A 13,226-nucleotide genomic window follows, 5' to 3' on the forward strand; every position below is an offset into this window, starting at 1 on the left:
TTTTTGTCACATGAAGCGCGCTTTTCTCTTCAGCAAAGCGCACCATGCGGGCCCACGTCGCGGTGGTGCACTCATCCGCCAGTTGAAAGGGCTTACTCAGGAGGGCTGGAAGTAGTGCCCTCCATGGCATCGATCAGACTCTTGGGCCGCATATCCGTCCACGTGTGTTCGATGAACTCCACACAGGACTGCCTGTCCGAGGGACCGTGCGCCACGCTCCACCCCTCGGGAACCTCAATCGTGGTCGGCCACATCGAGTACTGACCCTCACCATTTACGAGGGCGTAGTAATGGATGTCATCCCGCTCGAACGGATTATTCACATCCGTCTCCTTCCAGCTCACGCACCCTGGCGACCAGAGTTCCGGCGATGAGTGCCAACGACGCAGGCGACATCATTTCCCCGTGTCGGCACGGTATTTCGTTGACGTACACCTGTCCAGTGCAATACTGCGCCCACCTCGCGGTAACGTCTGATGAGGCTCCCCTCTCGTCCCCCACCGCCGCATAGAAATGCAGGTCTCCGGACATCCGGCCAATCGAACGAGGAAGGCCGCTGATTCGAGCGGAGTTCAGGGCCACATCCAGGACCCGCTGCACGTGTTCGCGCCGTAGCGATCCCAGCGTGCTTATCCCTTTCTGCATGACTTCGACAACATCGTCCGGGTTGGGGGAGTCACGCAGCCCGTCAGCCTCCGCGCCGAAGGCCTCCAGAATTCCGCTCAGGATATCAGGCTTCTCGAGGTCGCCCTGTCGGGAAACGGGGTACGGGGTGGAGTCGAGCAGAGCAAGAAACCCCACTTCGTAACCACGATCTTGCAGCTCCGTTGCCATCGCGTGGGCCACCGTGCCACCGAGGGACCATCCGATAAGGCGATATGGGCCCTCGTTCTGAACGGTGAGAATCTCATCCACGTAATCGCGTGCCATTTCCCCGATGGACCGCGGAAGAGGGCGACTTTCGCTCATCCCGTGGGCCTGGATTCCATACACCGGATAGTCAGGGCCAAAGTGCTGCAGCAATCCGGAATAGCACCAGCTCACACCGCCTACCGGGTGCACACAGAAAATCGGGAGACGGCTTCCAGCTGGGCGAAGCGGAAGTAGCGGGCTTAGTGGATCATGCGGGGGCGAGAAGGCCAGCTGCTGGCTCAAGGACGCCACGGTGGGATGCTGGAAGAGAGCGCCTACGGAGATTTCGGTGTCCAGTTCCGCGTGGATGCGGCGGATCAGCCGGGTCGCGAGCAGAGAGTGTCCACCCAAGTCGAAGAACCCGTCATCGATGGACACCTCACCAAGACCGAGGACGTCGGCGAACAGCGTGCACAGCACCCTTTCCTGTTCCGTTCGCGGACCCCGCCCGCCGACGGTGGTGTACTCCGGCGCAGGCAACTGGCCGCGGTCGAGCTTGCCATTGGCAGTCAGCGGCAGCGCCTCCAGAACCACAACCGCCGACGGCACCATGTACTCCGGCAACGTCGCCGCGACGCGCTCACGTACCGCCGCCGCGTCCACCACGGCGCCGGCGGTCGCAACCACATAAGCGACGATCCGCCTGTCACCCGGCCGATCCTCCCGCACCACCGCAACCGACTGGCTCACCGTCGCGTCCCGCAGCAGCACCGTCTCGATCTCACCCAGGTCGATCCGGAACCCGCGCACCTTTACCTGGTCATCAGTGCGCCCGATGAACTCCAGTTGTCCCTGCGCGTTCCACCGCACCAGATCGCCGGTGCGATACATGCGCTCCCCAGCACCCCAAGGATTGGCAACGTACCGTTCAGCGGTAAGGCCCGGCTGGTTCAGGTACCCACGAGCCAGCCCCGCGCCCGCCACATACAACTCACCCACCACACCGGGCGGCACCGGCCGCAAACCATCATCCAACACAAACACTCGCGCATTGGATACAGGGCGACCAATAAGAACATTCGTCAATGGTTCATGCTCGGTGAGACCGTCGACAACCCATGACGCGACGTCAACTGTTGCCTCGGTGGGACCATAGGCGTTGACCATCCTTCGGCCCGGCGCCCAGCGCTGCACCAGCTCGGCCGACAACGCCTCACTGCCCGTGATCAGCACTCGCAGGTCGGGGTAGCGCGTCTCGGGAAGACTACTCAGGACGGCAGGCGGTATATGGGCATGAGTGATTTCGTTGTCGCGAAGGAAATCACTGAGCGAGTCGCCGTAAAGAGTTGTTCGAGGAATTACCAGACGTGCCCCGGACAGCAACGAAAGGCAGTATTCGGAGACAGTTACGTCAAAGCTGGGGGAGGCGAATTGGAGGATTCTGCTCCCGGAGTCGACGTCGTAACGTTCGGCCTGGTTCGCGACAAGGCTGGCGATCCCATGGTGGGTGACCACGACACCCTTGGGACGCCCGGTTGAGCCGGAGGTGTAGATGACGTACGCCGGATTCGTCTGTGCCACCCGCACATTCGGGTTGGCAGCCGAGTAGGAAGAAGTTTCGGGCAATTTCGTCAGCGTCAGTTTCGGAGCGGCGTCGCTGAGCATGTACCCGATCCGGTCCTCGGGATAGTTCAGGTCGATCGGAAGATACGCCGCGCCAGACTTCAACGTCGCCAGCAACGCGACAACCAGATCCACCGACCGCGGCAGACTCAAAGCCACAACAGACTCCGGGCCCGCACCCCGATCAACCAGATAATGCGCCAACCTGTTCGCCCGAGCATTCAACTCCGCATAGCTGACCTGCTCACTCCCGCAAACCACGGCCACAGCGTCCGGCGCCCGATCCACCTGCGCCTCGAACAACTCCGGGAAGGTTGCCGCCGGGACCTCGCAGCCGGTGTCATTCCACTGCACCAACATCCGCCGCCGCTCCTGGGGGGCAAGGATGTCGGCCTCGCTGATACGGAGCTCCGGGTCGTGGACAAGGGCGGTGAGAACGCGGGTCAGCCGCTGACAGATGCTTTCCGCACTGGCCTGATCGAAAAGGTCCGTGGCGTACTCCAGCACCCCGACCAAACCGCCGGGCACCACACCACCCCCCACTTCCGACATGCTGAAGGAGAGATCGATCTTGGCGCCGGACCGGTCGACCGGCTGCCCGTAGATCTCCATGCCGTGCAACGTGGTGCCCTGGTGGGTGTTGTTCTGGAGCACGAGTACCACTTGGTAGAGGGGGTGGTGGGCCAGGCTGCGGGGTGGATTGAGTACTTCGACGAGTCGTTCGAAGGGGAGGTCTGCGTGGGCATAGGCTGCCAGGTCGATCTCGCGAACCCGCTCCAGGAGTTCGGCGAAGGTCGGATCGCCGGAAGTGTCAGTGCGTAGAACCAGAGTGTTGACGAAGAAGCCGACCAGGTCGTTGAGGGCCTCGTCATCCCGCCCGGCCACCGCCGCCCCGATCGGAATATCCGTGCCGGCACCTAGGCGAGTAAGCAGCGCGGCCAATGCGGCCTGCAAGACCATGTACAGGGTGCAGCCGCGGACCTTGGCCAGCTCGACCAGTCGTGCGTGTAGTTCGGCGTCAATGGTGAAGGGGACGGTGGCGCCTCGGTAGCTGGCCACTGTTGGGCGCGCCCGGTCGGTGGGCAGTTCCAGCAGATCCGGTGAGCCGGTCAGAGCCTCACGCCAGAAGGTCGATCGCTGCTCCAGCACGCTGTCCGGGTCATCCTCGTCTCCGAGGACCTCACGCTGCCACAGCGCGTAATCGGCGTACTGAACCGGGAGTTCGTCCCAGACCGGCGCTCGTCCTTGGCGGCGGGCCGTATAAGCCGCTGACAGGTCCCGCACGAGCGGCCCGTGCGACCAGCCGTCACTGACGATGTGATGCATCACCAGCAACAACACGGACTCGTCAGCGGTCAGGGTGAACAGATGCGCCCGTAGCAGCAGATCGGTCTGCAGTTTGAAGTGGTAGTCGGCCGCCACCTCCATGGCCTGCGCAAGGCCCCGCTCGTCGACTGCGGTGACCTCCAGTCCCGGTACCGCCTCAGCGGCAGGGAGTACCTTCTGGAACGGCTCACCCTCCGACTCGGGAAACACCGTGCGCAGGGCCTCGTGTCGGCCCACCACATCGGCAAGCGCCTCCCGCAGCGCGGGTATGTCCACCTGCTCCGAAAAGCGCAAGGCCAACGGAGAATTGTAGTTCGCACTCGGACCTTCCAGACGGTCCAGGAACCACAGTCTCCGCTGCGAAAACGACAGCGGCACGAACTCGGGACGAACCCGAGCCCGCAACATCGGCCGACACCCGCCAATCCTCTCTCCACTGGTAGCGAGGATTTCAGCGATACCAGCCACCGTTGGAGACCGGAACAGATCCCGAATACTCAACTCCACGCCGAGCACGGCACGAATCCGGTTGATCAACCGAGTCGCCAACAACGAATGACCGCCCAGACCGAAGAAGTTGTCATCAATCCCAACCTCGGCCACATCCAACACATCGGAAAACACACCACACAGGATCTCCTCCTGCGGGCTCCGCGCCCTCCGACCAACACCCTCACCCCGATATTTCGGTGCCGGCAATGCCCGCCGGTTCACCTTCCCATTCGACGTCAGCGGCAACCCGTCCAATACCACGAACGCTGACGGCACCATGTAATCCGGCAGCACCTCGGCCACCTGGCGACGTATCACCGCCGTATCCACTTCCGGCCCCGTCAGGTAGGCGACCAGACGTCTGTCTCCGGGACGATCCTCGCGTACCACCACCACCGACTGCGCTACGTCCGGACATTCCGCGAGTGCGGCCTCGATCTCGCCCAGTTCGATCCGGAACCCGCGCACCTTCACCTGGGCGTCAACACGGCCCTGGAACTCCAGCTCCCCCCGCGCGTTCCATCGCACCAGATCACCGGTGCGGTACATACGCTCCCCATCACCCCACGGACTGGCAACGAACCGTTCCGCGGTCAGCGCCGGCCGGTTCAGGTACCCGCGAGCCAACCCCGCGCCCGCAACATACAACTCACCCACCACGCCGGGCGGTACGAGCTGCAGACGCTCATCCAACACGAAAAACCGCGTGTTCCAGAACGGACGACCGACCGGGAGCGCTCCAGGGTCGAGGAGCTGCCCAGGAACGATGCGGAACTCGCTGCAGTTGACGGTGGTCTCGGTATGGCCGTATGCGTTGACCATGGTCACGTCCGGATGGTTTGTGCGCCATCTCCGTACCGCATCGCCGGTAAGCAGTTCCCCACCCAGGATCAGGGTTCCGGACGGGGAGAATTCCTCCGGAAGGTTCTCGATGACTCCAAGGTGAGACGGGGTGATTTTCATGAACGACGGCCGAGTGACCAAGCCAGCGTGTTCCTCCAGTTCGGCCAGCATCACGCACCCCCCACTCACCAGTGGTGTGTATAGTGCAGTGACTGTCAGGTCGAACGCTATGGACGAGTGGACCAGTGCCGTACCGGATGCGTCGGGGTAAGCCTCTCGCGCGCGGTACAGATAATCGGCCAACGAGGCGTGTTCTATTACTACGCCTTTGGGTTCTCCGGTTGAGCCGGACGTGTAGATGACGTACGCCGGATTCTTCTGTGCCACCCGCACATTCGGGTTGGCAGCCGAGTAGGAAGAAGTTTCGGGCAATTTCGTCAGCGTCAGTTTCGGAGCGGCGTCGCTGAGCATGTACCCGATCCGGTCCTCGGGATAGTTCAGGTCGATCGGAAGATACGCCGCGCCGGACTTCAACGTCGCCAGCAACGCGACAACCAGATCCACCGACCGCGGCAGACTCAAAGCCACAACAGACTCCGGGCCCGCACCCCGATCAACCAGATAATGCGCCAACCTGTTCGCCCGAGCATTCAACTCCGCATAGCTGACCTGCGCACTCCCGCAAACCACGGCCACAGCGTCCGGCGTCCGATCCACCTGCGCCTCGAACAACTCCGGCAGGGTGACCGCGGGAACCTCGACAGCTGTGTCGTTCCACCGGGCCAGAGTCCGCCGTTCCTCGTCGGACATCACATCGATTTCGGCCACCGCCCGCGTCGGGTCCACGGTGATCGTACGCAGCACGCGAAGCAACCGGTCCAGCAGCGACTGCGCGGTACTTTCGTCGAACACGTCCGTGGCGTACACCAGGTTGCACTGCAGCGCGTCCGGCGTTTCGGTGAAGCTGAATGTCAGCTCGAACTTGGCCGTCTCCACTTGGACCGGCTCCCGAACCAGCTGAAGCCCAGGCAGGTCCAGCACGCCTGCGACATGGTTCTCCAGCAGCAGCATCACCTGGAACAGCGGTGACCGGGACTGCGAGCGTTCTGGCGCCAGGTCCTCTACCAGCAGGTCGAACGGAATATCCTGGTGAGCGAAGGCATCAAGGTCACGCTCGCGAATTCGCCCCAACAGCTCGGCGAAGGTCGGGTTGCCCGAGAGGTCGGTACGCAGCACCAGCGTGTTGACGAAGAACCCGACCAGGTCGTCCAGGGCGGCATCAGCGCGCCCGGCCACCGCGGTGCCAATCGGTAGGTCCTCCCCTGCGCCCATCCGCGCCAGCACCACCGCGACCGCGGCGTGCAGCACCATGAACAGCGTGGCATCGTGCGACCTGGCCAACCGAATCAGGTCCTGGTAGGCCGATCCACCAAGCGACGTACCGATTCGCCCGCCGTTATGGGTTGGCACCGCCGGATGCGGGCGGTCGACCGGCAGTGCCAGCTCAGCCGGCGCTCCCGCCATGACCTGCCGCCAGTACGTCAGCTGCTGGCTCGACAAGCTGTCCACCTCGTCGGCGGACCCGAGCAACTGCCGATGCCAGAGCGTATAGTCGGCGTACTGCACCGGCAACGGGGCCAGCTCCGGGTCCTGCCCCAGGCAACGGGCGGCGTACGCAGCCGAAAGATCACGCAGCAGCGGCCCCATCGACCAGCCATCACCGGCAATGTGGTGAATCACCACAACCAGCAAGTCGTCCCGCAACCAGACTCGGATGGGCAGCTCATTGGCCAGATCGAACCGGTATTGCGCCGCTGTCTCGACTCCTTCGCTGTGCAGCGGAATCTCGACCACGTCCAGAACCTTCTGCCGCGGCTGTCCGTCATAGGCCGGGAAAACCGTCCGCAGCGCTTCATGCCGGGCCACCACATCGCTGAACGCCGCCTGCAGTGCCGCCACGTCCAGCGCACCCCTCAGCCGCAGCGCCACAGGCATGTTGTACGTCGGGCTGGGGCCCTCCATCTGGTTCAGGAACCACAATCGCTGCTGTGCTGCGGAGAGCGGCAGGACATCTGGCCGGGGCAGCAGCCGCAACGCGGGCCGGGGCCGACCCTGCGTCGCCGCTACTGTCGCCGCCAACGCCGCAGGCGTGCGGGCGGCAAACACGTCCCGCACCCGCACCTCCGCCTGCAGCGCCGCACGGACCCGGGAGACCAGCCGGGTGGCCAGCAGCGAATGCCCGCCCAGGGAGAAGAAGTCGTCCGCTACGCCGACCTCCGGCAACTCCAGCAGTTCGGCGTACAGGCCACACAGGATCTCTTCGACCGCGGTACGTGGCGCGGCCGGGGAGGCCACCACGGCCGGTGCAGGAAGGGCGTTCTTGTCTATCTTGCCGTTGGGTGTCAGCGGGAATTCATCGAGTACGACGAATGCCGACGGGACCATGTAGTCCGGCAACTGCCGCCGGAGCGCATCCACGTCCACTTCTTCGGTGGTGTAGGCGATCAGCCGGTCCTGCCGGGCAACGACGACAGCCTGGCCCGGCAGCGCGGCCTCCACCTCGCCCAGCTCGATGCGGAAACCCCGCACCTTGACCTGGTCGTCGGTGCGACCCACATAGACCAGTTGCCCGTCGGGGCGCAGGCGACCCAGATCCCCTGTGCGGTACATCCTTTCGCCACCGGCACTGTGCCGGCCGGTGCGCCCATTTCGCTCGGCGAACGGGTTGGCCACGAACCGCTGTGCGGTCAGTCCGGGCCGGCCCAGATAGCCCCGCGCCAGACCATCGCCGGCTATGTACAACTCACCGACAACACCCGCCGGCACCGGTCGCAACTGCTCATCCAGCAGGTACACCCGGCTTCCCGGGATCGGTATGCCGATCGAAGGTGCCTGGCCGTCCGGAACCAGCGGGCGGCTGAGCGTGGTTTCCACGGTGCATTCGGTAGCACCCCAGGCGTTGATCATGCGCCGACCCTGAGCCCACCGCGAGACCAACTCGATGGGGAAGGCCTCTCCGGCGACCAGTAGCGTCCGCACCGTCTCCAGTGCCTGCTCGGGCAGCACCGCCAGCACGGCTGGTGGCAGCATCAAGTGGGTGATGTCGTACCCGGAGATCGTCTCGACCAGCGGCATACCGGGGGTGAGCCGCTCGCTGTCCACCATCACCAGCGTGGCGCCGTTCAGCAGGGTGTAGCACACCTCAGCCACCGACGAGTCGAAGCTCAACGAGGCGAAGAGGAGCACCCGGTCGTCCGGCCCGATGTCGAAGTCCCGCGCCCGCCCCGCCAGCAAACCGGCAAGCCCATGATGGGTGACCGCGACGCCCTTGGGCTGCCCGGTAGAACCAGAGGTGTAGATCAGGTACGCCAGGTTCGCGGGGGTAGCTCGCGGTGGCAGCGGCGCCTCGCAGGAGGTGTCCACATCGGCCAGTGTCCGCTTGTCGAGCACCAGCTTCGGTTGCGCATCGGCCAGCATGTACTCGATCCGCGCCTGCGGATAGTCGGGATCAACCGGCAGCCATGCCGCACCTGCCATACTCACACCCAGGATGGCCGCCACCGTCTCAGCCGAACGCGGCAGCGCCACCGCTACCACATCCTCGGCTCCCACACCACGATCGATCAACCATCGCGCCACCGCACCGGCCCGGGCATGCAGCTCCGCGAAGCTCAGCGTGCCCCGCTCGTCGACCACCGCAGGAGCATCCGGGGTTCGTGCCACCTGCGCCGCAAACAACTCCGGCAACGTAGCAGTCGGAAGCTCAACAGCAGTGTCGTTCCACTCCACCAGAGTTCTCAGCCGTTCCGCTTCGGACAACACCTCAAATTCGGCGATCCGAAGCCGTGGTTCGGCCGTCACCAGATCAAGGATTCGCACCAGCCGAGCCGCGAGGGCATCCACGGTGCTCTGGTCGAAGATGTCGGTTGCGTACTCGATCACGCCGTTGATACCGGCGGGTGCGCCATTGTCGTCGAACAGCTCCCCGAAGTGAACCGTGAGGTCGAATTTGGCGACGTTCGTCCGGATTTGCTCGGTGGTGACGGTGAGGCCGGGCGAATGAGGCCAGACCGGCGTGTCCGGCCGCAGCACCAGCATGACCTGGAACAGTGGGTGCCGGGTCAGCGATCGGTTCGGGGCCAGTTCCTCCACCAGTGTGTCGAAAGGGAGGTCTTGGTTACGGTATGCGCCCAAGTTGGTCTCGCGCACCCGGTGCAGCAGCTCGACGAAGGTCGGGTTTGCCGACAAGTCGGTCCGCAACACCAGGGTATTGACGAAGAACCCGACGAGGTCCTCCAATGCCTCGTCGGTACGCCCGGCCAGTGCGGTGCCGACTGGGATGTCATCGCCTGCGCCATGCCGCTGCAACCAGATCGCCAACCCGGCCTGCAACACCATGAACAAGCTGGTGCCCTGCTCCTGCCCCAACCGCCTCAACGCCTGATGCAACTCGGCATCGAGGCTGAAGTAGGCCTCTCCACCGTGGTGCGACCGATGAGCCGGATAAGGTCTGTCGGTCGGCAGGGTCAACTCCGGCGGTGCCCCGGCGAGTGTGTTTCGCCAGTAGGTCAGCTGCTCCTGCCCCACCGCCTCCAACAGCTCTTCGTGCCAGACCGTGTAGTCGCTGTACTGGACCGGCAACTCTTCGAACTGAGGCTGCAGGCCTTGGCAGCGCGCCCGGTAGGCCTGCGCCAGATCCCGCATCAATGGCGCCAGTGACATCCCATCACTGGCGATGTGGTGCAACACCAGCAGCAACACATGCTCTTCGGCTTCGAGCCGGAACAGCCGGGCCAGCACCGGTAGATCCCGCGCCAGGTCGAAGGTGCAGGCGGAGACCTCGCTCATCGTCGACTGCAGCTGATCGGCATCCAGGTCGCTCAGCTGCAACTCAAGGCGCGCTTGGTCGGGTTGCAGCACTTTCTGCAGCGGCATCCCGTCCTTCTCCGGGAAGACGGTCCGCAACGTTTCGTGCCGCCGCACCACGTCGTTCAACGCCGCCTGCAGAGCCTCCACATTCAGCGCTCCGACGAAACGCAATCCGAACGGAACGTTGTACGTCGCGCTGGCCCCCTCGAGCTGATTGAGGAACCACAGCCGCTGTTGCGCAGCCGATAACGAGATCAAGACGTAACCTCTATCCTTGGATATTCGCTACAGCTTCGACCGTGCTTCGCTCGCCTGAGAAGGCCCGACCTTGCCGTTCTCGCCAAAGCAACAGCCGCGCATGAACAGGGGACTAGCGCCACTCCCCTGACTGGCCGTTTTGAGGCCCGTCAAGACATCGCTATTCGCTTCGCTATCGGCCCGACCGTGCCCTTCACTAACGACCTCATCGAGCGCGACGTACGACTCGCCGAGGTCCAGCGATGCTTCTGGGAGGGCTGTTGAACGGAATGCCGTGCCGCGGCGACGTCTGCGCCACCGAATCGGTGTCGTCGGGCAGACGTTCATGAACGCCACAACGGCCGTCGAGAAGGGTTCGCACTTGGTTTTCGCTCCCACTTCATTTGCTGCATGAACCGGCGACTACACGGCATAATCCTCTGATTTGCTTCTGGCTCGCGGATCTACCCAGCAAGCTCGAAATCGGATTAACCGGATGCCCGTTTGCTGTCGGCTCGGCGATTACCTTCGCCACGGAGAGGCGCGATCAGCGGCGGTCGAATCGGCGATGGACGAGTTGTGGGCCTCAACGATGGTGACCCGCCCGGAGACGGCAGCCGTCATGGTTGTCCCCGTTTTCGGTTAGCAAAGCGATCAACGACGGTCCCACCGTAGCGAGACGGCCCACGCCCATGCAGGTGCAAGTGGGTGGTGGGGGCCATTACTGTGCGTATCCCAACTTTGATCATGGTGCGATCGGTTCGCTCGTCGAACGAAACGGTATTCCCTGGTAGCGGCTCGCCAGGCCCGCAACATCGGTTGCAGTGGGGCCGCGGAGCGGTGCACTCGGGTTCCACCGGTCGTCGCAACGGTTCGGACCACCAAGTGCCCAGTGAAGCAGTTCAGTTGCTCTGCTGAAGTGTCGTGGCCGAGGGACTTTCGCGGTCGGTCGTTGAACTCCGCGGCGACGCTCGTAGCTCCCAAACGCTGTGTCGCGACAGGTCGACACCACGCTGGAGGTATTGGCGGAGCGAGCCGTTGGTGTTCTCGTTGCTGCCGCGCTGACGTGGATCTGCGGGACCCCCGCAGTGTCTCGCGTAGATGGCCGACGGTGGTGATCAAGCTGTCTCGCACGCCCTCGGAGCTTCGTTCCGTACCAAGGTGCCCGACCATCACGATGCGGCTGGATCGTTCGACGAGCGTAGTACTCCAGCTGTAGTTCGTGATGGTTAGATCGCCAAATGACTTTGTTCGGATTCGAAAGCTTATCCCAATTTTTTTTCAGCAGCGTGCCAGCCATCATCTTCAGTAGACATCATCAAGGATGTCCGACCACTCAGGTACCCGCTCACCGAACTGAGGCTCTTGGAGGTCCTGCCAGTCGTTGGGCGGCGAGTCGTCACGCAGGTCGTTCCAATCCGGTGGCAACGACTGCTGTTCTCCCACGTAGAACAGTACGGCCTGATTTTCATTCCAACGCCACTGAAATGAATACTGACGAACGGGTAGCGTTCGACGATTGGTCATATTTCTGTACTCGGCGAAGGGGCCCACTTGCTCAACCGGTCGGCGAGTAAAGCAAGATCTTCAACCCGTCCAAGGTTGTATCAATGAAATTCCGCTCGTAACTGGTGAAGTAGCAGTATTTGCATTGTGCGATATTCTACTCTGTCGGCGACGGCCGCCGGTATGGGACGCCGAGTGCGATGGCCGGTGTTGGTACCCAACATTGAAGTCATTCTGCAGAGCGTCACGGCGCTGAAGGGGTCGTCGAAGCCGTAGGCTGGGCGGCGCCGGTCGGTGCCCAAGTCGAGTTCGGGCGGGAGTCTGCAACTGTGCGATGTGCGGCGTCGAGCACCTGCGCAGGTAGTAGGTCGCCGAAACGTCGGAAGGTTGAGCTCGCCAGCGGGGTGCCGTCAGCAGTTGCGGCTGCAGCCATGTTGAGATCGGCGAGTGGATCTGGATGGCTAGCAGTTCGGTTAGCGCTAGAGCCTGTTTCATAAGCGAGGTAGCCACTCGTTGATTGCGGCGATGTGGATGGTGGCTTCGTAGCGGACGGCGAGCTTGTCGTATCGGGTGGCGAGGGCTCGGTGACGTTTGAGGCGGTTGATTCCGCATTCGACCGCGTGTCGCTGTTTGTAGGTGTGCGGGTCGAAGGCTGGTGGTCGACCGCCGTTGCGTCCACGCCTGCGGCGATGCCGGATCTGATCGGCAGGCTGGGGGATGGTGCATGCGATCCCACGTCTGCGCAGGTGGGCCCGGTTGGTGCGGGAACTGTAGGCCTTATCCGCCAGCACCCGATCTGGTCGGGTCCGGGCTCGTCCACCACCGGTTCGGGCGACCTGGATGCCAGCCAGCACCGCCTCGAACTGCGGACTGTCCCCACGCTGCCCCGCCGTCACCAGCAGCGACAGCGGTCTGTGCCCCTGTTCGGTCGTCAGATGCAGCTTGGTGGTCCATCCACCTCGAGACCGGCCCAACGCGTGGTCAGCGGGTTCGGGCGCGCCCACCCCACCCGGCGGTTCCTTTTGCACCTCGCTCTCGGCCCGCGCGCCCGCCGCATGCTGATGCGCTCGGTTGATCGTGGAATCCACGCTCACGTCCCACGTGATCACACCGGCTGCGTCGGCCCTGCTCTGCAATGCCGCCAGGATCACCGCCCACACACCAGCGCGCTGCCAGCGCCGGAACAACCCATAGACACTCTGCCAGGACCCATACACCGGTGGGACATCGCGCCAGGGAGAGCCCACACGCACTCGCCACCGAATCCCGTCGATGAGTTGACGCTTGGTCCACTTCGGTGGGCGACCCGGCTTCTGACCGACCGGCAGCAACGGTTCCAGTACTGCCCACTGCGCGTCGGTCAAGTCGGCTCGCCCCGCCGCCGCTACGCTGGCCACGAGGTCTCCGGTGTTCTCGATCTTCTTGGTCGTTGATCGATCTACCGGAGACCTCGCCTATTTGGCCAACGACACGCCGCA

Annotated in this window: 4 protein-coding genes; all 4 read right to left on the reverse strand. The window is 63.6% G+C overall.

Annotated elements, in window-relative coordinates:
- Positions 1 to 92: 92 nt before the first annotated feature.
- On the reverse strand, positions 93 to 344 hold the full coding sequence (locus SACMADRAFT_RS15370) for an MbtH family protein (protein WP_332307130.1): 252 nt from the start codon (positions 342 to 344) through the stop codon (positions 93 to 95).
- Positions 316 to 10,263: a non-ribosomal peptide synthetase gene (locus tag SACMADRAFT_RS15375; protein ID WP_009154755.1), complete on the reverse strand. Its 9,948-nt coding sequence runs from the start codon at positions 10,261 to 10,263 to the stop codon at positions 316 to 318. The genes SACMADRAFT_RS15370 and SACMADRAFT_RS15375 overlap by 29 nt, the downstream gene beginning before the upstream one ends.
- Before the next feature lie 1,284 nt (positions 10,264 to 11,547).
- The gene (locus tag SACMADRAFT_RS30945) at positions 11,548 to 11,769 is read right to left on the reverse strand and encodes a hypothetical protein (protein ID WP_157617260.1); all 222 of its coding nucleotides are present in this window, start codon (positions 11,767 to 11,769) and stop codon (positions 11,548 to 11,550) included.
- Positions 11,770 to 12,239: 470 nt separating this feature from the next.
- Positions 12,240 to 13,145 (reverse strand): IS5 family transposase, encoded by a 906-nt coding sequence (locus tag SACMADRAFT_RS15380; protein ID WP_009154756.1) that lies wholly within the window; start codon positions 13,143 to 13,145, stop codon positions 12,240 to 12,242.
- Positions 13,146 to 13,226 lie beyond the last annotated feature (81 nt).

Source organism: Saccharomonospora marina XMU15, from assembly GCF_000244955.1.
GTDB classification, from domain to species: Bacteria; Actinomycetota; Actinomycetes; order Mycobacteriales; family Pseudonocardiaceae; genus Saccharomonospora_A; species Saccharomonospora_A marina.